The following is a 24,943-nucleotide window of genomic DNA, read 5'->3' on the forward strand; positions in this document are numbered from 1 at the left end:
GAAAAGTTGTTTTTATCATTATATTGAACAGTGTATATTAGCTTTACTTTTTTAACTTTGTTATTTTTTACAAAAAGTATTATTTCGATTTGCCCGTCAAATTTTTTAATTGGTTATGAAAACACTATGTTTTTGCTCTATTTATAATAAAATGAGTAAAACTATTGCAATTAAAATCACTCTATATTTTGATAATCCATCTATAGACTCTACATACTTTTAGTTATTTTATCATACTATACAAATATTATTATTTAAGTATAAAGTAAAGATAAAATAACCGTAACCTATTAAATCTATATTACTTAATATGTATAAAAATAGTGCGTATTAATATTATTACTTATTTTTTACCATCAGCGTGCATCTTCCCACGCTGACTTTTTGTTGCTTTTGATTAGTGATTTCAGCTTGCCAAACTTGTGTTGTTTTTCCAATATGGTCAGGGATGGCTACAACCGTTAACGTATCACCTTTGACGGCACTCTTAAGATGATTGACTTGAATATCAAGTCCAACAGCAACTTGCTTGGTTGTATCTATTGACTCATTTGATCCAATACTTGTTGCTGTTTCAATCAAAACAGCATTCATCCCACCGTGCATTAAGCCAAAAGGTTGTAAGTGTTTCACATCAACTACCATAGTTAAGATGACCTTTTCTTTTAAAACGTCTTCGATTTTAATGTCTAAATAATCTAAAGCATTCACTTGTGATCAGTCCTTTGATTTAGTAGATAGATTATAACATTGCGAAGTATTTTATAAAAGTTTATTAGTAATAAGCATCAATTCTACTATTTCAGATAAGATTGTGTATAATTGATGAGTAGAAAATTAAGGGGGAACTTTATAAAATGTATGATTGGAAAACAATTAAAGAATATGATGAAATTTTATTCACACAACATGGGAAAATAGCTAAAATTAGTATTAACCGTCCGCAGGTACATAATGCCTTTACACCTAAAACAGTGTTTGAATTAATAGATGCATTTACAATTAGCCGTGATATGACAGATATTGGGGTGATTATTTTAACGGGAGAAGGTGAGTTAGCCTTTTGTTCTGGTGGTGATCAAAAAGTACGTGGACATGGTGGATATGTTGGAGAAGACCAAATCCCTCGTTTAAATGTTTTAGATTTACAACGATTAATTCGCGTCATTCCAAAACCGGTTATTGCAATGGTTAAAGGTTGGTCCATTGGTGGCGGAAATGTGTTGCAATTAGTGTGTGATTTAACAATCGCTGCTGATAATGCCATGTTTGGTCAAACAGGACCAAACGTCGGAAGTTTTGATGGTGGTTATGGGTCAGGTTATTTAGCACGTGTGGTTGGTCATAAGAAAGCTAAAGAAGTTTGGTTTATGACAAAACAATACACAGCTGAAGAAGCTCTTGAAATGGGTTGGATTAACACAGTTGCACCTTTAGATAAAGTCGAAGAAGTGACGATGGAATGGGCTGAAGAATTACTAACTAAAAGTCCAATTGCGCTACGTATGATTAAAGCGGCAATGAATGCAGATACAGATGGCTTAGCTGGTATTCAACAATTAGCAGGAGATGCGACCCTTTTATATTACACAATGGACGAAGCCAAAGAAGGCCGCGATTCGTTTAAGGAAAAACGTGATCCTGACTTTGATCAATTTCCAAAATTCCCATAAAAGAGTGAAGACAATGTTACCATGGTTAACAGCACAACTAGAAACACATCCAGACAAAATTGGGTTATATACTATTAATCAGTCTTGGACAATAGCAGAGATTGCTAGTGAAGTCGATGAAAGAGCCAAAAGAGTGATGGTGTTTTTATCACAAAATGATAAACGCGTCGCTATTTTGAGTCACAATTCAAGTGACATGTATTTTTTAATTTTAGCTTTGTGGTCATTAGGAAAAGAAATTGTCTTTTTAAATACGCATCTAACCACTCAAGAATTGTCATATCAACTGGAAGATTCTGGGGTGAAAACGATATTTGTCGCAGATGATTTAAAAGAAAAAAATTTCAATCACGTTCAGTTGATTTCTTTTTCGGATATCCATTGTCAACCACTGCTTGATTCGATTAGTTATCCAACCTTTTCAGTTGATGCAACAGCTTCTATTATGTATACTTCAGGCACAACTGGTAAGCCTAAAGGTGTGATCCAAACGTTTCGTAATCATTTAGCAAGTAGCATAGGGACACAAAAAAATATGAACATTACGGCTCAAGATGTTTGGGGATGTGCTGTTCCAATGTTCCATATTAGTGGTTTATCCATTGTTGTTCGTCAGTTAGTGATAGGGTGTGGAGTGTATATACTTGAAAAATTTGATGCATCTCTTATGTCTCGTTTGTTTAAAACAGGAGACATAACCGTTTCATCAGTTGTTAATGTGATGCTCAAACAATTATTACAAGCCTATCCAAAGCAAGGATATTCTGATAAGTTTAAATGTTTACTTGTTGGTGGCGGACCTGTCTCTAAAGAGATGCTACAAGATTGTTTTAGCAAAGACATTCCAGTGATTCAGTCCTTTGGTATGACTGAAACGTGTTCACAGGTAGTGGCATTAGGATATGATGATGCCCTTCAAAAAATAGGGTCATCTGGCTTACCATTAGATGGGATAAGTCTTGTCATTAGAAAAAATGATGAAACCTGTGAACCAATGGAAATTGGTGAAATACTATTATCTGGTCCCAATATTTCCCCAGGTTATCTCAATAAATCGTCGTCATGGACGTCAGATGGTTACTTTAAAACTGGTGATTTAGGATATCTTGATGAGGACGGATACTTATATGTTGTCAGTCGTTTGAGTGAACTCATTATTTCGGGTGGGGAAAATATCTATCCAGCTGAAGTTGAACAATGCATAGCAAGTTTATCCGGTATAATGGAAGTCGCTGTTGTAGGAGAGAATGACGATACATGGGGTGAAGTTCCTGTAGCATATATTGTGATGGACGACACGATAGATATAGAGAAGATAAATGAAACTTGCCTTAACTTTTTAGCGAAATATAAATGCCCAAAAAAATATTATGTCGTTGAATCCTTACCACGTACAGCTAGTGGTAAAGTGGCAAAACGATTATTAGTAAATGAGTAAAAGAAGCGCCAACCATCTTGATAGGTATGGTTGGCTTCTTTTCATTGTATTAAAGGAGTTTTAATTCATGTTTAATATACCAAATGATGTTAGAAAATTAGAGATAAATAAACCAACGTTGGTTAGTTGGGTAGTCAATTTATCCGACATTTTAGAGGCTGTTGTGCCTTATTTTTATCAAGCAAAAAAAGTATTTACCACTCGTTATTTTTGGCAAACACCAGATGCGTCGTTTTCTATTGTGGGCTTAGGCACATGTAAAGAATATGTGGCACAAGATTACCGTGATATGGCGATTAGTCGTGAAAAATTGTTGAAAAACACGATAACGAATGCTAAACACAGTGGAACTGGACCTGTTTTTTTAGGTGGATTTCCTTTTGATAAAACTGTTGATAGTCAAAAAACATGGCAAGAGTTAGGGGATGGGTATCTCTTTATACCTAAAATCATGGTAACCCAAACAAATGATAATCGCTTTTTAACGTTCAATATGATTGTAGAATCAAGTAATGATTTAAATACACAGTGGGAAAACATCGTGTCATTGTGGAATACGGTTAGTCAAAGTAGACAATCTGAGTCACCAACTCGTCAACAGATACAAGCTAATGAAATTCATGTTCCAGAGTGGTTAGAGACGGTTGAACTGGCGATTGATGAGATAACCTCTGATAGTGATATTAGAAAAATTGTTTTAGCACGAGAGTTGTTTATAGAGGCAACAGAGGTCTTTTCAGTGAATGATGTTTTAAAAAATTGTCTAGAGCAACAAGAAAATACGTATGTTTTTGTTTTAGAACATAACGAGAATGCTTTTATAGGTGCCACACCAGAAAGATTGTTGTTACTACAAGAAAATAACATTTCAACAGCGTGTGTAGCAGGGTCTATACCACGTGGAAAAACAGTAGGAGAAGATAATCAACTTGGCAGTCAATTATTAAATGACATGAAAAATCAAGTGGAGCACCAAATCGTTGTAGAGGCAATTGAGCGTGATATGAGCCAGATTACTGAAACTTTATCGGAAAAAGGTCAGCCATCATTATTAAAAAACCGAGACATACAACATTTGTTTTACCCATTTAGTGGCGAAAAAAAAGCTGATATATCATTTTTTTCAGCTATCGAGCAGTTACATCCAACGCCAGCATTAGGTGGACAACCCAAAGAGTTGACAACAAAATGGATTAGAGAACATGAACCAATCAACCGTGGCTTGTACGGAGCCCCAATTGGTTGGAGTTCAGTGATACTTGAGGAAGGGGAATTCGCGGTAGGCATTCGTTCGGCACTTTTATCAGGAAAATCAGCAACGTTATATGCAGGCTGTGGGGTTGTAGCGGACTCTATTCCTCAAGAAGAATTAAAAGAAACACGTGTGAAATTTCAGCCAATGTTACGTGCGATAGGAGGAGAAGAAAATGTCACATCAAAGTAGTATGACAAACTATATCAATTCATTCATCCAAGGGTTGATTGATGGTGGAGTAACTCAAGCAGTGATTAGTCCAGGGTCTAGGTCTACGCCCGTGTCCATTTTATTGCACCAACGTTCAGAAATAAAAACCTATATCGATGTCGATGAACGTTCAGCGGGATTTTTTGCTGTGGGGTTGAGTAAAGCAAGTCAAAAACCAGTGGCGTTAGTGTGTACATCAGGAACAGCGGCGGCAAATTATTTACCTGCCGTGTCTGAGGCGAAGCAATCGAATGTACCGCTTGTTGTGGTGACAACAGATCGCCCACATGAATTAAGAGATAACGGTGCACCACAAACGATGAATCAACTTAATATGTATGGTTCACAAGTTAAACAGTTTGTTGAAATGGCGTTACCTGAAGGAACAGAAGAGATGTATCAATATGCTTACGTTCAAGGAGCAAAATTATCAAATCTATCTTATTCATTGCCACAAGGACCTGTTCATCTGAATTTACCGTTAAGAGAGCCACTATTACCTGATTTAGACTTAGCTGTTCCAAAAGTTAAGTCAGTTAATACAATGACTGGAAAAAGGTGTCTATCAAATGCTGAGATTGAAAAGATAAGCCAAAACTGGTCAGGAAAAAAAGGCACTTTTGTTGTAGGGCCATCATTTGATGAGGAAGCAGTGAGACAATTAGTTGACTTGGCAGAACAATTAGGTTGGGTTATTCTAGCTGATCCGTTAGCAAACATTCGAACTTTTGGCATAAATAGTCCCACAATTTCACCATACTATGATACGTATTTACGTTATGTCAAAGAAAATATGACACCTGATATCATTGTGCGATTTGGAAAACTACCTGTTTCAAAACCGTTAAATCAGTGGCTCGCGACATTTACAGGTGATTATTATCTAGTAGAATCTGCAACAGAATGGTTAGATGCATCAAAAATGATGACAACATTAATCGTGTCAGATGAAGTCGACTTTTTATCCAATATGTTAGAAACTCAGTTAAAAAGGGCTGATGAAAGTTGGCTAGAATTATTTAATAAATTAGACCAAATCGTTGTAAACAGCATAAAAAACCAAGATACAACATTATTTAGTGAAGGTAATATCACCCAAGTCGTTTATCACACGATGCAAGAAAATGATCAGTTGTTTGTCTCAAATAGTATGCCTATTAGAGATTTAGATACATATCTTCCTGTCACGAAAGAAAGAGTTACTATTTATGGTAATCGTGGGGTAAACGGAATAGACGGGGTAACCTCAACTGCTATAGGTGTAGCAGCAAATGATACAACACGTCACACACGACTATTGATAGGGGACTTATCTTGTTTTCATGACACGACAGGTTTGGCTATGGCGACAAAATATCAATTACCTATTACGATTATTGTGATAAACAATGATGGTGGTGGAATATTTTCAATGCTATCTCAAAAAAACTTACCGACTTCGTTGTTTGATGATTTATTCGCTACCTCAACTAATGTTAATTTTGAAGCTATGGCTAACATGGTATCGCTGGATTATTCATCTGCTGAATCCTTAATTGAGTTAGAAAGCTTACTTAACGACCGACCGAATTATCCAAGATTGATTGAAGTTCGTACTAATCGAGAAGAAAACGCAGAGTTAAGAAGAGCGTTCCAACAACAAGTACGTCAGACAATAGAACGTGATATGACATGCTAATAAGCGTCAGAGATTTAGACTATTATATCAATTATGTGACAGAGTTCGACTGTATGAAACCAACATTACTGTGTTTGCATGGGTTTACTGGAACATCACAAACGTTTCGTTTTTTACATGCTATCAAAACCCATAATGTTATCGCGATTGATTTGATAGGGCACGGAAAGACAAGTGTCTTTGTTCACCCTTATCGCTATACAAGTGAACAACAGGTAAAAGATTTGGAAGAGATACGTGAGTTTTTAAATCTAGATAAAATAGATCTGTTGGGTTACTCAATGGGAGGACGTCTTGCATTGGCTTACGCATTTGAATATCCGACACGAGTCAATTCACTGATTCTGGAAAGTTCTTCCCCAGGGTTAGCTGAAGCTGATTCAAGGGGGAATCGTCGCCAATCAGATAATCGTTTAGCTTGTTTATTGCTAGATAAGGGGATTGAAGCATTTGTTGATTACTGGGAGACGATCCCTTTATTTGATACACAAAAGACGTTGTCACAAACAGTTCGTGAGACTATTAGACAGGAACGACTGTCGCAACAAGCAATCGGACTTGCTATGAGCTTGCACTATTTTGGTACAGGGACTCAACCATCACTATGGAGGAAATTAGAAAAAGAGTATCCTTTTCATCCTTATTTTTTGGTTGGACAGAAAGACGTTAAGTTTGTATCACTGGCTAAGCAGATGAATCAGCTTATGAAAGAATCAACGGTGATTGAGTTTGAAGATAGTGGTCATTGCATTCATGTTGAAAAACCAGCAGTGTTTTTAGCAACAGTGATACAACTTTTAGAGTGAGGGATAGGTTATGAATATCACAAAAATAGAGAGTTATCATGTGCAACTACCTTTAGTGGCACCATTTAAAACAAGTTATGGCTTTTTATCGCATAAAGCGATGGATATTCTTGTTGTGACAGATGAACTTGGTAACCAAGGATACGGGGAATTAGTAGCGTTTAAACAACCTGATTATACAGAAGAAACATTAGAAACAGCTCGGTTGATTCTAGCTAATCATTTAATTCCGTTGTTAGTTCAGTCACAGATTACTCATCCCGATGATGTCACACGATTATTTTCTGTAATACGTGGAAACTGGATGGCTAAATCTTCTTTAGAAACAGCAATTTGGGATTTGTATGCAAAAAGGCATAAAAAAAGTTTGGCAGAACTATTTAGTAGTCAGACTGATAAATTATCTGTTGGGGTGAGTATTGGCATTCAAAAAAGCGTACAGGATTTGATTGAAGTGGTATCACGTTATGTGGCTGAAGGATATACTCGGATAAAATTAAAAATAGCACCCAATCAGGATGTAGATTTTGTGAAAGCTGTAAGAAGTCATTTTCCAGAGATGCTTTTAATGGTGGATGCAAATTCTGCTTATGATTTAGACAGTCTAACTATTTTTAAAGAACTAGACACGTATCAACTATCGATGATTGAGCAACCTTTTGGCTATTCAGATTTTTTAGAACATGCTGAACTTCAAAAGAATATTGAAACACCGATTTGTCTAGATGAAAATATTCGTAGTGTAGAAGACGTGATGTTAGGTCATCGTTTAGGTAGCTTGGGAGCTGTTAATCTAAAAATTTCGCGTGTAGGTGGTGTGACACAAGCACAAAAAATTGTTGAGTATTGTAAAAATAATGGCTTAGGACTATGGTGTGGTGGCATGTTTGAGTCAGGTGTTGGACGAGCACTTAACTTGGCTTTTGCTTCTCAAGAAGGGTTTAATTTTCCGGGTGATATTTCCGCTTCAACTCGATATTTTAAAGAAGATATCATTAATGAAACGTTTGAACTAGAAAATGGAAGGCTAAGTGTACCTAGGGAAACTGGGTTAGGTGTGACATTAAATAAAGAGATGTTAGAAAAATATGGTCACTATCATGTGATGTATGTCAAATAAATATTTTTGTATTTTATAAGCAGCCAAGGGTTGCTTTTTATTTTATATTTTTCATTTGTCAAATTAAGCTAGAAAAAATCTATGTTGTCTACATAACTCAAAAATACTTCTAATGGTGTTTTATAGTTTAATGATTTTCTAGGAATATTATTTCTTTTAGATGTGATAGAATGGATAAACGAGTTCTCCACTTCATTGAAATCCATTTTCTGGGCAATTTATCTTGACGTAGCAACCCATTAGACTATTCGTTTAAACCTCTTTGGGATGGGGTTCCAGGCTCAGTAAAATAGATATCAACATCATTATAATTAATCAAAGACAGTTGTTTAAAAAACGTCTGCCTTTTTTATGTAATTAATCGTGATTAAGTTAAAATAGATAGTAAAAAAGCAATAAAAATTAACTATTATTATATTTTTAATTATATTTGTTCGTTTCACTGTTGAAAAAGTAAAAGAAAGTTGTTATGATATCGAGGTAATAAAAAACCATATAATTCTAGTAATACGGTCTAGAAGTTTCTACAAGTTACCCGTAAAGTAACTTACTTTGGCAAATGAATCTTATTATTCTGCCATGATGTGTTTTTTAAATCAATAGGAGGAATAGTAATGAAGGAAAAGATTGATCAGTATTTTGGTATCACCGCTTCAGGTTCTACTTTTAAACGAGAGTTTACAGGAGGGTTAACGGCATTTTTTGCGATGTCCTATGTTATTTTTGTTAATCCGATTATTTTAGGGCAAGCAGGGATGCCACAAGATGCCGTCTTTATGTCGACTATTTTGTCTTCAGCCATCGCCATGCTTATTGTGGGGTTATGGGCAAAATTTCCACTAGGTCTTGCACCATGTATGTCAATGAATGCTTTTTTTGCTTATTCAGTTGTTTTGCAAATGGGAAAATCTTGGCAAGAAGCATTGGCATCCGTTTTCGTTGCCTCAGTATTATTTTTAATGCTTGCTTTTTCAGGTGCTCGCTCTAAAATAATTAAAGCTATACCAACGAATGTGAAACAAGCAGGAACAGTAGGTTTGGGGATTTTTATCGCTTTTGTTAGTTTTAAAAATTCAGGAATCATCGTACCAGATGAGGGAATGTTTATTACATTTGGCGGTTTTTCTAACCCTAATGTGATTATCGCATTCTTTGGTATCATCACAGCCGCATTTTTCTTAGTGAGAAAAAATCAATATGCCGTGTTTCTAGGAATGATTGGTGCTGCCGTATGTGGATTGTTTATTCGATTTGGTGCATCAATGAATTGGTTTAACCTTAGTGCAGATGTTATCGCGACATTACCGCAATTACCAAAGGGATCGCCCGTTGTCATTCCGACTGAGCCAATGAATGCCATGATGAACGATACATTTATGGTTGCGGTGAAAAATTTAGATAAGATGTTATCGTTAGATTCTATTGTTATTATTTTGACATTTTTATTTTTAGATTTCTTTGGAACAGCGACGACATTGTCTGCAGCTGCAACACAAGTATCCGATATTAAACAAGAAAGCTTTGAAGACAACAAACGTATTTACAGTGCCGATGCTTTGGGAACATTTTTTGGTTCAATCTTAGGAACATCAAGTTTATCAACTTATATTGAATCTGTATCAGGAATTATTGCTGGTGCTAGAACTGGTTTGATGAGTGTCATTGTGGCGGGATTATTTTTATTATCAGCCTTCTTTTATCCAGTGTTATCTCTTGTCACAACAGCTGTGACCACGCCAGCGATGGTTGTAATTGGTATTTTTATGATGCAAAACATCACAGGGATTGATTGGGATGGTGGATTTGAAGAAGTTATTCCAGCATTTTTAACGATTGTCATGATGCCGTTAACCGGTTCAATTGCTTTAGGACTTGTATTAGGATTTTTATCTTATGAGTTATGCATGATGTTTGCCGGACGATTAAAAGAAATTCCAAATGTGATGCATTTTATCACAGTGATTTCTATACTCTATTTATTTACAATTTAACTAAAATCCACATGTCTAAAAGTGATGACATGTGGATTTTGTATCTTATACGGTTTGTTTGCGAAACATACTGTAATAAAAATAAGTTAACTTACAATCGACTTAAAGTTGTCGGTCAAGCCCCTCCCAAAAAGAGATGTATTATCGTTTACTTTGTGGGGATATTCTACCTAAAACAATAAAACGTGTACTTTAACTGGATCCAGATATCTTAGTACTAAATTCGTTAGAAGGATTATGGTGAATTAATTTACAAGGAATTTTATTAGCAGCCTCGACTTATAAAGGTGTTACAAAAATCAGTTCAGTATTAATAATATAAGACTTAATACAAATCATGATTATTATGATTCTGTCGTGATGTTGATAGATATCGACAAAGCTCGAGGATGATTAATAGTAACAGTATAAATGATGCGAGAAAATACATGAGTTATTTGGCTAGAAGTTGCGGAAATCATGACCTGTTTTAGGTCATGACCAATACATCTACTTTAAGCCTTTTTAGTCAGCTTTTTATTTCACTTGTTTTCCTTGATAATAGCTTGATGTGATAGGCGATTTTCTAGCAACAAATTCAGCTGATGACATTGCTGGAGTAAGTAAATAAGTAGCTTCATCACCAACATTAGGCCATATATGGTTTCCGTCTTTATCTAAAGTAGTCACGCCATCAGTCATTAATCCTAAAAGCTGAGTCAAATCATTTTGATCTTTTACGTTAAATAATTCACCTAAACGCACCAATTTTTCTTGAAGTGAGCCATCACCGTAAGGAGACCAACAGTCGTAAATATTATCACAACCTAGATGAACAGAGACACCGTAATCGATACGTTCCATGATCGGAGGAATCGTATTTGGTGTAATAGGAACACTCGTTATAATCTAGTGAGTAAGGATCCACGCCGCCAACAAAATTAGCACCATTTTGTAAAGTTCGTTCCATTAATTGATTGATTTTTGAACGTAATAATCCATGTTGTGGAAACGCAACTAATTTTATAGGTGTACACACATTTTTTCGCAATGATGTCATGGCGTTTAGGTATCTAAGGCCTGTTGCTAGCTCAATATCTATATGAGACCTAAACGCAGTCACGCCATGAGAAACTTCTAAGTCATACAGTGCTTTAAGACGCACCTCAATCGGTTCATCTAGACTATCCAATATAGGAATTTCTGTTTCGAAACGTTCCACTAAACTTTTAGCAGGAGTGATCAGAGTATAGGGTGTTCCTAATTTACTTTTGTCTAAGTGGCAGTGTTTATCTACGATACCTGGAAGCAGTAACTGTTCATTACAATCTATAAATTTTTCATCAGTAGCAGAAAAATCTTCTGTAGGAATAATCGTTGTAATCTTTCCATTGTGGATATGGATCGCCACTAATTGTGTTTCAGTTGCTTTAATCTAGTCATTTTCTCTGATAAATCCAGTTTCTATACGCACGTTTGTTAACCAGTAAGCATATTATCTCTCCTTTAATGATGTTGAAAATCACGATTGATTTAAGAGTACACGATGAATAAAAAAATACTAAATAAATGCACGTTAAAAAAAGACTCTAAATTGAGTCTTTCGTTGTTATTAATTAGTTTCATAATCTTTCCAAACTTTATTAGCATAAACACTGTTAAATAAAAGTGCAGCTTGTAGAGCAATTTGAGAAAGATAAATCCCTAACGAGCCGATATCTGATTTTCCTGTCCATGAATTAAAGGCAAGTAGTGACCAGTATAATAGATTGGCAATATTGACAAAAATCCATAATAACCAGTTTTCTTTGTATTTGAAAATATAAAGAGTTTGTGCAATTAAAGATATGACAAGGTTTGCGCTATCAATATATGGTAGTTGCCCACCAAAATTCCCAATGACAATCCAACCAATGACCCAAGCAATCACACTTCCTAAAAATAGGAACTGTTTTGTTTTAGGTTTGAATTCATGCACAGCTTCATCATTACCCCATAAAAACCAGCCAATTGGTTGTGAGATAACATAAATAATATTCATGACAAATGAGCCATAGGCATGACTCTGCCAAGCAATATACGTCATTGCAAGACATTGAATAATACCAAATAAGAACGTGATTTTTCGCCCTTTCATCCCATAAACCAGACAGATAACACCAGCAACTCCACTAATCATTCCGATAACTGAGTCTGGAGAAATCATAAAAACAATCAGTTGAAGAGATAATAAAACAGAAACGTATTTTACTTCAAATGGCTTCCAACCAACAAATAATTGATTATAAATCCATGAATGTTTTGTATCAGTCATTTTAATTTCCCACCTCATTTAAAATCGTTAAAGCAAGTTTTATTGAATCCATTTCACCTTTTGCAACAGCATCTTCTTCATTTACTAAACTGTTGACACCTTCGCTTAAGTCGGCTTCGTAAAGAACTACATTATTTAAGATAGAAAGGGCACGAATACCCTTTAAGCTACCTAAAACATAAAGAGCGCTACTTTCCATATCGGCACCTAAAATACCAAAATGAGACCAATATTTTTCCGTTTCGGCATTATTTTCCATATAAAATCCATCATGCGAACGAGTAATACCATAATAACCATTTGGTAAAAATTTTTTTGCGCTAGATAGTAACTCATTGTTTGCAACAGCAGGAAAATCAGTAGGAACATATTTTTTTGTCAATCCTTCATCGCGAACAACCCCTGTCGGAATAATTAAGGCACCGAGTGGAATATTGTGTTGCATGGCTCCACAACTTCCTACCCGAATAATAGTATCAATCCCAATGTTAGCTAATTCTTCTACAACAATTGCTGTGGAAGGAGCACCGATGCCGGTAGCAATGACTAAAATAGAAGCGCCTTGGTAGTCACCTTTAATAGAAATGTAGCCACGATTATCACTAAGTTTCTCTACGTTTTCTAAACATGAAGCGACACGTTCGACCCGTTTTGGATCACCGACAATAATTGCTTTTGAAACTTGTTTCATTTTTTCTAGTTGGATATGTGCTTGTTTGGTCATAAGATTTCCTTTCTTAAAAACGTTTAGTAGTTATTTCTTTAGATAATATAATACACTAAAAAAATAAAAAGATATAATAAATTTTTAAAATAGTCCGAGACAAATAAATTGCACTAATAAAAAGACGGTGTTACTATAATAACATAATAAAACTTACAAAATGTAAGTGTATATAAGGAGATAATCATTATGAAAAAATACGGAGTTATTGTAGGTTCAACAAGAAAAAATTCTTATTCAGAAGCGGTAGCAAAGGCAATAGTAAAAGGTTTACCAAATGGCGCAGAGGTAACATTCATCAACATCAGTGATTTACCTTTGTACAATCAAGATTTAGATGCCAACTCACCTGCTGAATACACACGTTTTAGAGAAGAAGTCGCTGCACAAGATGCCATTATTTTTGTCACACCAGAGCACAACAGAAGTATACCAGCTGCTTTAAAAAATGCATTAGATGTTGCTTCAAGACCATGGGGACAAAATGTATGGGCTAAAAAACCAGCACTTGTTGCTTCTCAATCTATTTCAGGTATTTCAGGTGTCTTAGCACATCATGTGTTAAGACAGTCATTAGTATTTTTAGATATGCCAACTATGCAACAACCTGAATTGTACATTGGTCATTCCGATCAGTTGTTTGATGAAAACTTAGAACCAACAAATGATGATACAAAACAATTTTTAGCAAATGCTGGAAAACAATTTAGTGAATTTGCAGCAAAATTTGCTTAGTTAAAGACAAAAAAACTATCACAGTAAATGACTGTGATAGTTTTTTTGTCTTTAAGGATGGTGTTATGTCATAAAAAATATATAGAAACCTCTAACATGATATTTATACATCAATGCTAATGTCATGCATTACCATTTTGTTTATTTTACCCCTTGTATCGTATTCGGTTGTAGATGAATAATCTATTACTATGGTATTCATAAAATACTATGGTATTCATAAAAAAATATTAGATAACCTTACCAAAGTGAGAGAGGTTATCTAATAGAGGAATATTTTAAATAGGTTTTCGTTCAAAAGCATCTGTACTGATTCCTTGATCTAATACAGTTTTAGCCCATTCTTTTGCAGAAAACAATGAATGATCTTTATAGTTTCCACAACTTTTAGCATCAGTTCCTTGGACATCTTCCCAAGAAATCTCTTCTACAATTTGAGTTAATGTTTCTTTTAACGCTTTTGCTACAACATCAGCTGGGTAGTTATCCCACACAATTAAGTGAAAGCCAGTTCGGCAACCAAATGGTGAAATATCGATGATTCTATCTAATCGATCTCTTAATAAATCAGCTAATAAGTGCTCTAAAGTATGAATAGCACCTGTAGGCATTTCTCCTTTATTAGGCTGAACAAATCGTAAATCGTAATTTGTGATTGAATCTCCTTTTTTTCCATTTTCTGTTGTAATCACTCGAACATACGGTGCGATAACTTTATTATGGTCTAATGTAAAACTTTCTACTTCTGCCATTTATATCATTCCTTTCAGTATTATAAAAAGTCATTTTTTAGATGATACCTCAAGGATAACCTTTTTTTAAGAAGTGTCAATAAGGTGTTGAAAAATCCGCTAAAAATCTATTTTTTAAAAACAAGTTAATCACATGTTAAAAAAAATCATTTTTTTAACATCATAAATAAAGGTCATTTTTTTAACATCATAAATAAAGATCATTTTCTTTTTGTTGTAGATATGTAATCAACTACTGAATATTAAAAAAAATAAGAATCTAGTTGACAATAAAAAAAATATTTGATAATATTCAAAAATATAAAGCGTAATAATTACGATTTAAAAGTTAAAGAGTTAGGTAGGGTTTTTGGATGAAGAAAAAAATAGTACTAGGTATGTCATGGATAATGATGGGAGGGTTACTTGCAGCATGCTCGACTGCTAAAACTGAGCAGACAAATACTGACAAAATAAAAGTAGCCACCACATTTTATCCAATGTATGAATTTACGAAAGAAATTGTAGGTGATGCTGGAGAAGTGGATATGATTGTTCCAACCGGAGTTGAAGCACATGATTTTGAACCATCAGCTAAGGATTTAAAGAAAATACAAGATAGTGATGTCTTTGTCTATAATAATGAAAATATGGAAACGTGGGTACCTTCCGTTGAATCAGTATTAAAGGAGGGAAACGTAACAAAGATAAAAGCAACTGAAAATATGGTATTACTACCTGGAAGCGAAGAAGAACATGACCATCATGAACACGGTAAGGAGGGGCACTCACATGAACTAGATCCACATGTCTGGTTAGCACCTAGTTTAGCAATTAAAGAAGTCGAAGAAATTCGCAATCAACTGATAAAAAGATATCCAGACAAAGAAAAAATATTTACTACAAATGCTGATAAGTACTTAAAAAAATTGGCTACTTTGGATAAGTCGTATCAAGATACATTAAAGAACGCTAAACAAAAAAGTTTTGTGACACAGCATGCAGCATTTGGTTATTTAGCATTGGAATATGGTTTAACACAAGTACCAATTTCTGGTCTTTCTCCAGATGAAGAACCATCGCCAGCTAGATTAGCTGAACTAAATAAGTATGTGAAAGAGAATGATATTAAGTATATTTATTTTGAATCTAATGCAACAGATGCTATTGCTAAAACATTGGCAAAAGAAACTGGTGTGGAATTACTAGTATTAAATCCGTTAGAGGGGCTAAGTCAAAAAGAGATTGATAAAGGTGAAAACTATGTTTCGACTATGGAAAAAAATCTAACAGCTTTGCGTAAAACTACTGGCGAAGAAACGACAAAATCTATTGTAAGTAAAACACCTGAAAAAACAGTACAAGCAGGATACTTTGAGGATAGTCAAATACAGGATAGACCATTATCAAATTGGAAAGGAAGTTGGCAGTCAGTTTACCCACTTTTAAAAGAGGGCACATTAGATCAAGTGTTTGATTACAAAGCTAAAATGAAAAAAGATAAATCGGCTGAAGAATATAAAAAGTATTATGAGTCAGGGTATAAAACATCAATTAAAGAAATTGATATTACAGATTCAACGATGACTTTTATTGATGATAGTGGTAAAAAAATGAGCTCAAAATATAAGTATATTGGTCAAAAAGTTTTAACTTATGAAAAAGGAAACCGTGGTGTGAGATATTGCTTTGAGGCAACAGATCCTAGTCAAGGGGCTTTTAAGTATGTTCAGTTTAGCGACCATGAAATCACGGATACTAAATCAGCTCATTTCCATTTGTACTTTGGCAATGATAGTCAAGAGGCACTGTATAAAGAACTTGAAAACTGGCCAACTTATTATCCTAAAGAATTATCTGGAAAAGAAGTCGCACAAGAAATGATGGCTCATTAGAAAGGAAGAGATGTATGAGAACACCCATTATATTAGAATGTTCTGAAACAAAAGAACGATTGTATTTAACAAGTAAGAATAAACGAAACACACCTGAACGACTGGAGTTAAGAAAATATTCTCCAAAGCTTAGACAGCATGTGATATTTAAAGAGACCAAAAAATAAAGGAGCTGAATAAAGTGGCAAAAAAATCTAAGATAGCCAAATATGAAAAACAAAAAAAATTAGTGGCAGAATATGCAGAAATAAGGAAAGAATTAAAAGAAAATAAGGACTATGAGGGGTTACGTAAACTACCTAAAGAGTCAAATCCTAATAGATTAAAGCTAAGAGATGAAACAGATGGTAGACCAAGAGCTTATATGCGTAAGTTTGGCGTGTCTCGTATTACATTTAGAGAACTTGCACATAAGGGACAATTGCCCGGCGTTAAAAAAGCAAGTTGGTAAAAAAGAGGAGGAAACAATTTGGCAGTTCCAAAAAGAAAAACATCAAAAGCTAAGAAAAATGCGCGACAAACACATAAAAAACTATCATCAACAGTGTCTTATGATAGTGTATTAGGAGTATATAAACGCAGTCACTATGTATCAAGTGATGGTTACTATAAAGGTAGAAAAGTCATTTAGTAGGGGGTGAATCTAGATGAATATTATTTATCCACCACTTGTTGAGGATAGTTTATCTTATCATTTTGATGAAAAGAATATTGAGATGGAAGATAAAATTAGGATGTATCAGCATATGATTGAGGTAGGAATTATTACAGAACAGGGCCTCCCAACTGAAAAAGCATTAGATATGGGTTGGGTAAAAGACTTTTATGAAGAAGAAGACCTGTCCTTTGAAGACTTTTTGACTCTGTATCCTGTTTTTAAACGATACGACGTCAATCTTTTTCAAAAGATTGATGGTTTTTGGGAAATCTCACTTTCGTTTAAAGAATTGTTAAAAGATCATCTTTTATCTGAAAATATGAGTTATGATGATAGGCTACAAATTACTGAATATTTATCAGAAAGGTAGAGGGATATGGGTATACCAATTACAGTTATCTCAGGATTTTTAGGTTCAGGAAAGACAACATTAATTAATCAAGTCATTAAAGGGAGTGATCTAGCACCTGAAGAGGTTGTCATTATAGAAAATGAATTTGGTGAAGCAGGAATTGACCATGAGTTATTAATTCATTCAAAAGAAAATATTGTACAGATGAACGGTGGGTGTATTTGCTGTAGTTTACGTGGTGATTTGTTAAATGCATTAACAGCAGTGTTAGATGTGTTTGTAACACAAGATTATCCAATTAAACAAGTTATTATTGAGACAAGTGGCGTGTCTGATCCACAACCAATTATTCAAACGATTGTGGGTACCCCTAATTTACAGCCTTATTTTTATTTGGATGGTGTTATTGGGGTTGTAGATGCTGAGAATATTGAACAAAACCTCCAACATCATGAAGCGACAAAGCAACTTGTTATGTCAGACCGACTATTGATTTCACAAAAAGGCGTTACGAATAAAGATAGTATGAATCAAATGAAAGAGCAACTAAAAGAAATTAATCCACTAGCAGATATATACGAGTTTTCATTAATTCAATCATCTTCAGAGTTAGCTGATTTGGTACTAGGAAATCATTTATTTAATCAATCAATCGATGATGAAGAAGAACACCATCATCACCATCATCACCATCATCATGAATTTGAATCAATGATTATATCTGAATCAGGTTATGTTAAAGAAGGTTTATTACACAATTGGCTTTCTTGGTTAATGATGAACTATCAGGAATCTATTTATAGAATAAAAGGTTTTGTCAATGTGTCTGATCAAGACTTTCAAACAGAAATTCAAGGTGTGAATCAGTTATTAAATTTTAATTTGACTAATCGTTTAACAGAAGACAATGACAATAAGTTAGTTATCATCGGTAAAAATATCGATAAAGATGACATTAATCAAGCATTTCAATTAGTGATAGAAAAATCAACAGAGGGAGACTAATCAATGGAAAAAACAGATGTGTCGAGTGCCTATAGACGTTTAAGTAGTCCTAATATTAAAACAAAAAAACGTGCACTAAAAATTATTAAAGAAGCCAAAAGAAATAAACGTGGAAAATAGTCAAAATGCCTTGATTTAATCAAGGCGTTTTTATTTTTTAATTGATAATGAATCTCAATTTTCTTATTTATGGTAGAATATAAAAAATATTATCAATAAATAGGAGGAAGCATATGATATTTGGTTATAACAAATACCATAACGTTCATATAATGAAGTAAATAAAAAATGTCGCAAATTGGTTTATTGATAGCCGATTTGTGGTATTTTATTTTTTTATCACCGTATTATACTAGGTTCATAGATAAGAGTTACACAATTAAAGTTGCCGCTATTAATTGTATGCTTATCAATTAATCTATCTTCCTCCTAATTGAAGTATAGACTATAAAAACACCTACAGTTATTCCCTTTTCTGTAGGTGTTTTTTGTTTAGTTAGCTAAGAAGTTTTAAACCCATAAACCGACAAAGAATAAAACTACTTGTGTGATGGCTATCATACCTAAATTTTTAATGGCTAATGGAAATGTTTTTGTTTTGATTTGTTCTTTCGAATAAATCATAGTATTTTTCCAAATCTTCGGAAAAATTAACCAAATACCAAGTAACGTGATGGGAACGATATTTAACACCACACCAAGCGTGGCAAATACAAATGATAAAATCACGAGTAATTTAAATAGTGACACAGCTCGTTTTTTTCCGATATAGTATACAAGTGTGTGTCTGTTGTTTAAAACGTCTTCTTCCACATCGCATGTATTATTAGCTAACATAAGATTTGAAATGGCTAGAGCAGTTGGTAGTGATAAAATCGCTACTTGAATGATAAACTGACCATCAAATGGTAAAATATCAAATACGTTCAAGTAAACACAGATTAAAGGAATCACAATCCCCATTGTCACACCAGAAGTCACTTCACCAACCGGAAGGCTAGAAAGTGGTTTTGGTCCAGCTGAATAGGTAATCCCAATGAAATAACTAAACATTCCTAACCATAAAATGACCCAGCTTGTTTGAGACGCAAGATATACACCAATAATAGCAGAAGAGACAATCAACCCAATCATCATATTTCTTACAAGAGTGAGTGATAAATTTTCTCGCCCGATAATATTGGTTTCTTCTTTATAGTCGTGCACATCAGTCGCATTATGATAGTCCATGTAGTTATCTAATATATCGACAGCCATATTAAATAATAACATTGAGATGAAAAATAAGAGCATATACATTGGTTTGACTTGTTGATAGTGGTACCATGAATATAAAAATCCCATGATAAAAGGGAAAATACTCGCTGCTTTTGCTTTCAGCTCGATTAATTCGGCAAATACTTTAAAATTCATTCGTAAACTCCTTCACATTTTATCCACTGTTTATTATACTGTTAGAGTAGGTATTTTTCAAAAATGAGTGATTATCATTTTATGATTACTTGTTTATTGTACATTATATAAGTTTATAGGAGGCCGCTATGATTGTTCATCCATTGTGGGAAATGTATCCTGCTGTCCAAAAAGATTTGATTGAAACAAAGCGTGTCATGGAAAAATCAGTAAAAATCAGAAACAAAGAGATTACTGCAACACTGCAATTATTTTTTGGTGCTGGTGGCAAATTATTACGCCCAGCATATTTTTTATTGTTTTCAAAATTTGGCACAATAGAATCAGATAAAAAACGTTATCGTATGGCAGCCTCATTAGAAATACTCCATGTTGCAACGCTTATTCATGATGATATTATTGACGATTCTCCGGTTCGTCGCTCAATGCCATCTGTTCAGGCATTATATGGTAAAGATATTGCTGTTTATACAGGAGATTTTTTATTTACAGTGTATTTTCATTTATTGACTAATGCGACAAGTGATTTAAAAACTATCGCGTTAAATGCCCAAAGTATGAAACGTATTTTAGTTGGAGAGTTAGATCAAATGAATTTACGCTATAATACAGATATTACAGTGAAACAATATTTCCAACATATTAAAGGTAAAACGGCTCAGTTATTTGAATTTTCTTGCTATGAAGGAGCGCATTATGCTCATGCTTCTAAGATAATTCAATTACAGGCTAAACGAATTGGATATAATATTGGAATGGCATTTCAGATTATGGATGATATTCTTGATTATAAATCGACAGAAGAAGACATGCAGAAACCTGTTTTTGAAGATATGAAAAATGGTTATTATACACTGCCACTTATTTTAGCAATGAATGAAAATCGTGCAGCATTTTTACCTTATCTAGAGAAAAAGACAGAGTTGTCTAATCAAGAGATGAAAGAAGTACAGCAACTAATCGAAAAATATAAAGGCATAGAAAAAGCTGAGATGATTGCAGAGCGATTCACTAATAAAGCCCTAACAAGCATAAAAAAATTACCAGATATTGCAGAAAAAGATATTTTGTATCATGTAACAGAAGTACTTTTAGATAGAAATAATTAAAAAACATCATCTAACTTTTAAGTAGGAGAAAGTTAGATGATGTTTGTTTAGTTGATTAAGTTAGTTGTAATAAACTGGCGGAAAGAGGAACCACGATAACAGTAATGACTCCCACTAAAATCATAGAAATACTAGCCATAGCTGCTTCTGTTTCACCTAGTTCAATCCCAACTGACACACCTAGTGCATGTCCAGCAGATCCAAGAGCTAATCCTTTAGCAATAGGGTTGTTGATATGAAAGAACTTTAAGGCCATCTTACCAGTGGCGTAAATAATTACGGCATTAAAGATAACGGCAAAAGCGGTTAAAGACACAATCCCATTCATTGATTCAGAAATTGGAACGGCAATAGCTGTTGTTGCTGCTTGTGGTAGGAGAGAGACCATCATTTGTGGATGCATACGAATTAATTTTCCAACAGCAACAATACTTGTGACAGATACAGCTGATCCTATTGTAATCGCAGCCACTATTTCCACCCAATATTTTTGTAACAACTCTCTTTTTTTGTATAGAGGAATAGCAAAAGCAATGGTTGCAGGTTCTAAGAAGAAACTGATGACTGTTCCACCTTGATTATATTGTTCGTAGTTGATACCAGTTGCTTTTAATATGATGACACCTAAAATCATGGCAACAAATAATGGGGTGAATAAGAAAAAGCCATTTGTTTTTTTGAATAAGAATGTTCCAATTCCAAAAGCAACGAATGAAATAACAATACCGATATATGGGGTCATTATCTTTGCACCTCCTCTAATTGTTGTTTTTTAAGAAAGGCTAATTTTCTCTCTTTAGCGCCAGATTTTTCTTTAACTTCTAATAGGTAAGATGCACTCCAACCTGTAATAGCAAGAATGACAAAAGTTGCAATAAAAATGACTGCTAAAATTGGCACACCGTAAACTTTTAAAATATCTAATGAGTTGTATAAAGAGATACCAGAAGGAACAAATAGGAAAGAAATAATACCAGTTAAACTCGTTCCTAAACCTTCAACTTGTTCTAGTTTTACAACATTAGTGCTTAATGCGACAAACAGAAGAATTAACCCAATAACAGATGCAGGCATAGGGATAGGTAAGATAAAGGCAATTCCTTTAGAGATAAGCATAATGGCTGCAAAAATAAAGGCTTGGTGTAAGAATGAATAAACTTTTTTTTCCATTTGAAAAACTCCTTTTGACTGATTCATTTGATACATTGAGTATAGGTTAGAAACGCTGATTTGTGTGGTGTTTGACGTGAAACGTAAAAATGTAAGCGTATAATACAAAAAATCACTCCTAAAATGCATGAAGCAAAATGGCAGTGATTTTATTTAAGATAAGCCAATCATTTCTTTGAATGGTTTGACGTATGATCGGCTGACAGGCACCTTTAATCCATTATCTAGTGTAACTTGTAATGTATTGTTAAACCATGGCTGAATTTCTTGTATTTTTGTTGTATTTAACATAAAACTTCGATGCGTTTTGATAAAAATATCTGTTGGTAATCGTGTTTCGATTTTACTTAAACTACCGCTAGTTTGATAGGTTTCACTTTCTGTATGGACGCTGAGTTCTTTGTCTTCAACAGAAACTAGGTAAATATCGTTTGGATGAATTAAGAAAATACGGTCCTCACCTTGTATAGGAATAGCGTCAATTGACTCTGTTTTCTTTTTTGGAGAGGTGTTAGAAGGTTTAATGATAGAAATGGCTTTATCAAGCGCCTCATGGACAATAGTCTCATCAAATGGTTTTAAAATATAATCCATGGCATTGACTTTAAACGCTTTTAACGCATAGTCATCATAGGCAGTAGCGAAAATCAGATAAGGAGGTTTCTTTAATTTTTTTAATTTAGTAGCTAAATCAAACCCACTTTCATCAGTCAAATGAATATCTAAAAAAATAATATCTGGTTTTTTATCCATTATTTGTTCCATTGCTTCTTCAACAGAATCAGCTTCGGCAGTGGATGAAATATTAGGATGTTGTGTCACTAAATAAGCGAGTTCCTCGCGAGCAAGAGGTTCATCATCAACAAGTAAGACATGTGTCATAAATTATCATTCCTTTAACTTAAAGTGGTTGAATTATTTGTTTCAATTAGTGGCATAGTTAAAGTAAACATTGCACCACTATCTATATTATTCTTTACATTAAACTCAGCTTGTTCACCAAATAAATTAGTCATCCGTTTTGAAAGGTTGTCTAGTGCTGTACCAGTTCCTTTTTCTGAAATAACGGATTCTTTTCCTAAATGGGTTAATCTCTCATCAGGGATACCTAAGCCATTATCTTTCACACTGATAATCAATTTTGCTTGTTTTTTATAGATTGAAACATGAGCGTAATTATTTTCTTTTCTTGACCCAAAGGCATGTTTAATGGTGTTCTCTACTAAAATTTGGACGGCATATGGAGGAACCAAGTAGTGTATCAAGGTATCATCAACATCAAAAGTAACCGTGTAGCGATTTGGAAATCGTGCTTGCTCTAGTGATAGGTAGGCATCTACTTGTGCTAATTCCTGTTTCAAAGGGATGAGTGTTTGTCTTGCGCCTTGCAAATTCCCTCTAAAATAAGTGCTTAACTGAAGCAAGAGCGTTCTAGCCTTATCACTATCTTTTCTCATTAAAGCAGAGATAGTATTAATCGCATTAAAGAAAAAATGTGGATTTACTTGTGCTTGTAAGGATTTAATTTCTGCTTCTTTTAATAATTTGGATTGGACTTCTGCTTCACCTAACTCGATTTGTGTAGAAAAAATAGTCCCCAAACCTTTAGCAAGTTGTTCTTCAACATGAGTAAGTTGACTAGCATCAGTAAAATACATTTTTAGTGTGCCGACAATTTTTTTATGAACAAACAAAGGAATCACAATTGCCGCTTTAAGAGGGCAATTTGGGTTTGAACACCCAATCTGTTCTTTATGATGAACAATGGAGAGTTTACCATGTTTTAATACATCTTTTGATAATTCGGTAATTACTTCTAGTTCAGGAATATGATGATCACTGCCCGCACCATAATGAGCAAGTATTTGGTGAGTATCGGTTAAGCTAATAGCACTCACCTTAGTATAATGCTGAATAATAGTTGCAACTTCTTGTGCTGAATGTTCATTTAAACCTTCTCTAAAGTAAGGAAGTGTCGCAGCTGCCAACTCTAATACATCATGTGTTTGAACGGCTTTGGCTTGTTCTTCTTGTTGTAAGGTAGTGGTTAAAATAGATAAGAATATAAAAGTTCCCGTACTATTTAATATAATCATAGGAAAGGCAATAAAGCTTACTAAGTTTATCCCTTGTTGTAAATTTCCACCACTAAATAGCATAATAAATAACATTTGAACGACTTCCATAAAAGCTCCAATAAAAGCAGCTTGAGTCGCAGTAGGAAATTGTCCTTTTTTAGTAAGTTTTTTTCCAAGCCAACCAGATAAAAAACCAACTAGAAGGGAAGAGGGGATATAAAACAAACTATAGTGACTTCCTTGGATGAATCGATGTGTTCCAGCAATCAAGCCGACTATTCCCCCAACAAAGGGTCCACCCACAATACCAGATACACCAATCGCCAATGTTCTTGTATTGGCTATGGAAACATTATCGTGTAAATTCGTTAAAATACTACTGGGAACAATTTGATTGTCTTTGATTTCGATTCCAGTAAAATTTGAAATAATGGCAAATAAACTAAAAATGATTGCAAGCTGTAACTTTGATTGATACTTATCCCGGCTTAATAGTATTTTTTTAAAGTAGGGGACGTTTACTAATAAAAAAGCAAGTAGAATAATTAAACCCACACGCTCCATCATTAGGATAAATAGCTCTATCATAATATTAAAACTCCTTAGTAA

The 24,943-nt window shown here is 34.1% G+C and carries 25 protein-coding genes, 2 pseudogenes and 1 riboswitch; of the genes and pseudogenes, 16 read left to right on the forward strand and 11 right to left on the reverse strand.

Annotated elements, in window-relative coordinates; translation table 11 throughout:
* Nucleotides 1-339 precede the first annotated feature (339 nt).
* Nucleotides 340-711: a hotdog fold thioesterase gene (locus tag MN581_RS03850; RefSeq protein WP_241699235.1), complete on the reverse strand. Its 372-nt coding sequence runs from the start codon at nucleotides 709-711 to the stop codon at nucleotides 340-342.
* A 146-nt stretch (nucleotides 712-857) separates the two neighbouring features.
* On the opposite strand from MN581_RS03850, the gene menB reads away from it, so the two are divergent.
* The 6 genes from menB to menC all read left to right on the forward strand — a co-directional run bounded on the left by menB (nucleotide 858) and on the right by menC (nucleotide 8,180).
* Complete coding sequence (menB, locus tag MN581_RS03855; protein ID WP_117972382.1) at nucleotides 858-1,673, forward strand: 1,4-dihydroxy-2-naphthoyl-CoA synthase; 816 nt, start codon at nucleotides 858-860, stop codon at nucleotides 1,671-1,673.
* Nucleotides 1,674-1,686: 13 nt separating this feature from the next.
* Entirely contained in the window at nucleotides 1,687-3,111 is a 1,425-nt protein-coding gene (locus MN581_RS03860; protein WP_241699236.1) for an o-succinylbenzoate--CoA ligase, read from the forward strand.
* 67 nt (nucleotides 3,112-3,178) lie between these two features.
* The gene (locus tag MN581_RS03865; RefSeq protein ID WP_241699237.1) at nucleotides 3,179-4,555 is read left to right on the forward strand and encodes an isochorismate synthase; all 1,377 of its coding nucleotides are present in this window, start codon (nucleotides 3,179-3,181) and stop codon (nucleotides 4,553-4,555) included.
* Nucleotides 4,539-6,254 carry a 2-succinyl-5-enolpyruvyl-6-hydroxy-3-cyclohexene-1-carboxylic-acid synthase gene (menD, locus tag MN581_RS03870; RefSeq protein ID WP_241699238.1) on the forward strand — a complete coding sequence of 572 codons (1,716 nt, stop codon included), beginning with the start codon at nucleotides 4,539-4,541 and terminating at the stop codon, nucleotides 6,252-6,254. Before MN581_RS03865 ends, menD begins: the two co-directional genes overlap by 17 nt.
* A gap of 53 nt (nucleotides 6,255-6,307) precedes the next feature.
* Nucleotides 6,308-7,060: a 2-succinyl-6-hydroxy-2,4-cyclohexadiene-1-carboxylate synthase gene (menH, locus tag MN581_RS03875; protein ID WP_241699239.1), complete on the forward strand. Its 753-nt coding sequence runs from the start codon at nucleotides 6,308-6,310 to the stop codon at nucleotides 7,058-7,060.
* Between the two features lie 10 nt (nucleotides 7,061-7,070).
* Nucleotides 7,071-8,180, forward strand: coding sequence for an o-succinylbenzoate synthase (menC, locus tag MN581_RS03880; protein ID WP_117972387.1), 1,110 nt, complete (start codon nucleotides 7,071-7,073; stop codon nucleotides 8,178-8,180).
* A 68-nt stretch (nucleotides 8,181-8,248) separates the two neighbouring features.
* Here the strand turns inward: menC and MN581_RS03885 are convergent.
* Nucleotides 8,249-8,502: pseudogene (locus MN581_RS03885) on the reverse strand (IS30 family transposase); the annotation flags it as partial.
* 149 nt (nucleotides 8,503-8,651) lie between these two features.
* Nucleotides 8,652-8,753: riboswitch (purine riboswitch) on the forward strand.
* A gap of 41 nt (nucleotides 8,754-8,794) precedes the next feature.
* Here MN581_RS03885 and MN581_RS03890 point away from each other — a divergent pair.
* Nucleotides 8,795-10,171, forward strand: coding sequence for an NCS2 family permease (locus MN581_RS03890; protein ID WP_241699240.1), 1,377 nt, complete (start codon nucleotides 8,795-8,797; stop codon nucleotides 10,169-10,171).
* A 516-nt stretch (nucleotides 10,172-10,687) separates the two neighbouring features.
* Here the strand turns inward: MN581_RS03890 and MN581_RS03895 are convergent.
* The 3 genes and pseudogenes from MN581_RS03895 to MN581_RS03905 all read right to left on the reverse strand — a co-directional run bounded on the left by MN581_RS03895 (nucleotide 10,688) and on the right by MN581_RS03905 (nucleotide 13,188).
* A pseudogene (locus MN581_RS03895) lies at nucleotides 10,688-11,585 on the reverse strand (deaminase).
* 177 nt (nucleotides 11,586-11,762) lie between these two features.
* Nucleotides 11,763-12,464 carry a nicotinamide riboside transporter PnuC gene (gene pnuC / locus MN581_RS03900; protein ID WP_241699241.1) on the reverse strand — a complete coding sequence of 234 codons (702 nt, stop codon included), beginning with the start codon at nucleotides 12,462-12,464 and terminating at the stop codon, nucleotides 11,763-11,765.
* Between the two features lies 1 nt (nucleotide 12,465).
* Nucleotides 12,466-13,188: a nucleoside phosphorylase gene (locus MN581_RS03905; protein ID WP_117972390.1), complete on the reverse strand. Its 723-nt coding sequence runs from the start codon at nucleotides 13,186-13,188 to the stop codon at nucleotides 12,466-12,468.
* A 189-nt stretch (nucleotides 13,189-13,377) separates the two neighbouring features.
* Here MN581_RS03905 and MN581_RS03910 point away from each other — a divergent pair, with 189 nt between their 5' ends.
* Entirely contained in the window at nucleotides 13,378-13,923 is a 546-nt protein-coding gene (locus tag MN581_RS03910; RefSeq protein ID WP_117972391.1) for an NADPH-dependent FMN reductase, read from the forward strand.
* A 278-nt stretch (nucleotides 13,924-14,201) separates the two neighbouring features.
* On the opposite strand, the gene MN581_RS03915 is transcribed toward MN581_RS03910, so the two are convergent.
* A complete protein-coding gene (locus MN581_RS03915; protein ID WP_241699242.1) occupies nucleotides 14,202-14,675 on the reverse strand; it encodes an S-ribosylhomocysteine lyase in 474 nt (157 codons plus the stop codon).
* Between the two features lie 389 nt (nucleotides 14,676-15,064).
* Here MN581_RS03915 and MN581_RS03920 point away from each other — a divergent pair, with 389 nt between their 5' ends.
* From MN581_RS03920 to MN581_RS03950, 7 genes are read left to right on the forward strand one after another with little or no spacing between them, the layout of a single operon-like run.
* Nucleotides 15,065-16,549: a zinc ABC transporter substrate-binding protein AdcA gene (locus MN581_RS03920; protein ID WP_241699392.1), complete on the forward strand. Its 1,485-nt coding sequence runs from the start codon at nucleotides 15,065-15,067 to the stop codon at nucleotides 16,547-16,549.
* 14 nt (nucleotides 16,550-16,563) lie between these two features.
* The gene (rpmG, locus tag MN581_RS03925; RefSeq protein WP_117972393.1) at nucleotides 16,564-16,716 is read left to right on the forward strand and encodes a 50S ribosomal protein L33; all 153 of its coding nucleotides are present in this window, start codon (nucleotides 16,564-16,566) and stop codon (nucleotides 16,714-16,716) included.
* A 14-nt stretch (nucleotides 16,717-16,730) separates the two neighbouring features.
* Nucleotides 16,731-17,000, forward strand: coding sequence for a 30S ribosomal protein S14 (gene rpsN, locus MN581_RS03930; protein ID WP_071456270.1), 270 nt, complete (start codon nucleotides 16,731-16,733; stop codon nucleotides 16,998-17,000).
* An 18-nt stretch (nucleotides 17,001-17,018) separates the two neighbouring features.
* A complete protein-coding gene (gene rpmF / locus MN581_RS03935) occupies nucleotides 17,019-17,180 on the forward strand; it encodes a 50S ribosomal protein L32 (RefSeq protein ID WP_071456271.1) in 162 nt (53 codons plus the stop codon).
* A 16-nt stretch (nucleotides 17,181-17,196) separates the two neighbouring features.
* Nucleotides 17,197-17,577 carry a hypothetical protein gene (locus MN581_RS03940; RefSeq protein WP_117972395.1) on the forward strand — a complete coding sequence of 127 codons (381 nt, stop codon included), beginning with the start codon at nucleotides 17,197-17,199 and terminating at the stop codon, nucleotides 17,575-17,577.
* Nucleotides 17,578-17,583: 6 nt separating this feature from the next.
* Complete coding sequence (locus tag MN581_RS03945; RefSeq protein ID WP_241699243.1) at nucleotides 17,584-18,564, forward strand: GTP-binding protein; 981 nt, start codon at nucleotides 17,584-17,586, stop codon at nucleotides 18,562-18,564.
* A 3-nt stretch (nucleotides 18,565-18,567) separates the two neighbouring features.
* Nucleotides 18,568-18,684: a putative metal homeostasis protein gene (locus tag MN581_RS03950; RefSeq protein WP_117972397.1), complete on the forward strand. Its 117-nt coding sequence runs from the start codon at nucleotides 18,568-18,570 to the stop codon at nucleotides 18,682-18,684.
* A 390-nt stretch (nucleotides 18,685-19,074) separates the two neighbouring features.
* Here MN581_RS03950 and MN581_RS03955 read toward each other — a convergent pair whose 3' ends face one another.
* Nucleotides 19,075-19,977, reverse strand: coding sequence for a prenyltransferase (locus tag MN581_RS03955; RefSeq protein WP_241699244.1), 903 nt, complete (start codon nucleotides 19,975-19,977; stop codon nucleotides 19,075-19,077).
* Nucleotides 19,978-20,105: 128 nt separating this feature from the next.
* Between MN581_RS03955 and MN581_RS03960 the strand changes: the two genes are divergently transcribed.
* Entirely contained in the window at nucleotides 20,106-21,086 is a 981-nt protein-coding gene (locus tag MN581_RS03960) for a polyprenyl synthetase family protein (protein ID WP_117972399.1), read from the forward strand.
* A gap of 55 nt (nucleotides 21,087-21,141) precedes the next feature.
* Here MN581_RS03960 and lrgB read toward each other — a convergent pair whose 3' ends face one another.
* The 4 genes from lrgB to MN581_RS03980 all read right to left on the reverse strand — a co-directional run bounded on the left by lrgB (nucleotide 21,142) and on the right by MN581_RS03980 (nucleotide 24,922).
* Nucleotides 21,142-21,828, reverse strand: a complete 687-nt coding sequence (gene lrgB, locus MN581_RS03965) for an antiholin-like protein LrgB (protein WP_117972400.1) — start codon at nucleotides 21,826-21,828, stop codon at nucleotides 21,142-21,144.
* A complete protein-coding gene (gene lrgA / locus MN581_RS03970) occupies nucleotides 21,828-22,256 on the reverse strand; it encodes an antiholin-like murein hydrolase modulator LrgA (protein ID WP_117972401.1) in 429 nt (142 codons plus the stop codon). The genes lrgB and lrgA overlap by 1 nt, the downstream gene beginning before the upstream one ends.
* 153 nt (nucleotides 22,257-22,409) lie before the next feature.
* The gene (locus MN581_RS03975) at nucleotides 22,410-23,138 is read right to left on the reverse strand and encodes a LytTR family transcriptional regulator DNA-binding domain-containing protein (RefSeq protein ID WP_241699245.1); all 729 of its coding nucleotides are present in this window, start codon (nucleotides 23,136-23,138) and stop codon (nucleotides 22,410-22,412) included.
* A 14-nt stretch (nucleotides 23,139-23,152) separates the two neighbouring features.
* Complete coding sequence (locus tag MN581_RS03980) at nucleotides 23,153-24,922, reverse strand: sensor histidine kinase (protein ID WP_241699246.1); 1,770 nt, start codon at nucleotides 24,920-24,922, stop codon at nucleotides 23,153-23,155.
* Nucleotides 24,923-24,943 lie beyond the last annotated feature (21 nt).

This window comes from Vagococcus sp. CY53-2, from assembly GCF_022604695.1.
Lineage (GTDB): Bacteria > Bacillota > Bacilli > Lactobacillales > Vagococcaceae > Vagococcus.

What these genes read in the sequence shown, in the direction of transcription:
- MN581_RS03910 (WP_117972391.1), top strand. Translation starts at nt 13,378, where the DNA reads ATGAAAAAATACGGAGTTATTGTAGGTTCAACAAGAAAAAATTCTTAT.
- MN581_RS03890 (WP_241699240.1), top strand. Translation starts at nt 8,795, where the DNA reads ATGAAGGAAAAGATTGATCAGTATTTTGGTATCACCGCTTCAGGTTCT.
- menB (WP_117972382.1), top strand. Translation starts at nt 858, where the DNA reads ATGTATGATTGGAAAACAATTAAAGAATATGATGAAATTTTATTCACA.
- MN581_RS03980 (WP_241699246.1), bottom strand. Translation starts at nt 24,922, where the DNA reads ATGATAGAGCTATTTATCCTAATGATGGAGCGTGTGGGTTTAATTATT.
- menD (WP_241699238.1), top strand. Translation starts at nt 4,539, where the DNA reads ATGTCACATCAAAGTAGTATGACAAACTATATCAATTCATTCATCCAA.
- MN581_RS03975 (WP_241699245.1), bottom strand. Translation starts at nt 23,138, where the DNA reads ATGACACATGTCTTACTTGTTGATGATGAACCTCTTGCTCGCGAGGAA.
- MN581_RS03940 (WP_117972395.1), top strand. Translation starts at nt 17,197, where the DNA reads ATGAATATTATTTATCCACCACTTGTTGAGGATAGTTTATCTTATCAT.
- MN581_RS03960 (WP_117972399.1), top strand. Translation starts at nt 20,106, where the DNA reads ATGATTGTTCATCCATTGTGGGAAATGTATCCTGCTGTCCAAAAAGAT.
- MN581_RS03945 (WP_241699243.1), top strand. Translation starts at nt 17,584, where the DNA reads ATGGGTATACCAATTACAGTTATCTCAGGATTTTTAGGTTCAGGAAAG.
- menC (WP_117972387.1), top strand. Translation starts at nt 7,071, where the DNA reads ATGAATATCACAAAAATAGAGAGTTATCATGTGCAACTACCTTTAGTG.
- MN581_RS03865 (WP_241699237.1), top strand. Translation starts at nt 3,179, where the DNA reads ATGTTTAATATACCAAATGATGTTAGAAAATTAGAGATAAATAAACCA.
- MN581_RS03915 (WP_241699242.1), bottom strand. Translation starts at nt 14,675, where the DNA reads ATGGCAGAAGTAGAAAGTTTTACATTAGACCATAATAAAGTTATCGCA.
- MN581_RS03905 (WP_117972390.1), bottom strand. Translation starts at nt 13,188, where the DNA reads ATGACCAAACAAGCACATATCCAACTAGAAAAAATGAAACAAGTTTCA.
- pnuC (WP_241699241.1), bottom strand. Translation starts at nt 12,464, where the DNA reads ATGACTGATACAAAACATTCATGGATTTATAATCAATTATTTGTTGGT.
- MN581_RS03920 (WP_241699392.1), top strand. Translation starts at nt 15,065, where the DNA reads ATGATGGGAGGGTTACTTGCAGCATGCTCGACTGCTAAAACTGAGCAG.
- rpmG (WP_117972393.1), top strand. Translation starts at nt 16,564, where the DNA reads ATGAGAACACCCATTATATTAGAATGTTCTGAAACAAAAGAACGATTG.
- menH (WP_241699239.1), top strand. Translation starts at nt 6,308, where the DNA reads ATGAAACCAACATTACTGTGTTTGCATGGGTTTACTGGAACATCACAA.
- MN581_RS03955 (WP_241699244.1), bottom strand. Translation starts at nt 19,977, where the DNA reads ATGAATTTTAAAGTATTTGCCGAATTAATCGAGCTGAAAGCAAAAGCA.
- lrgB (WP_117972400.1), bottom strand. Translation starts at nt 21,828, where the DNA reads ATGACCCCATATATCGGTATTGTTATTTCATTCGTTGCTTTTGGAATT.
- lrgA (WP_117972401.1), bottom strand. Translation starts at nt 22,256, where the DNA reads ATGGAAAAAAAAGTTTATTCATTCTTACACCAAGCCTTTATTTTTGCA.
- MN581_RS03950 (WP_117972397.1), top strand. Translation starts at nt 18,568, where the DNA reads ATGGAAAAAACAGATGTGTCGAGTGCCTATAGACGTTTAAGTAGTCCT.
- MN581_RS03860 (WP_241699236.1), top strand. Translation starts at nt 1,687, where the DNA reads ATGTTACCATGGTTAACAGCACAACTAGAAACACATCCAGACAAAATT.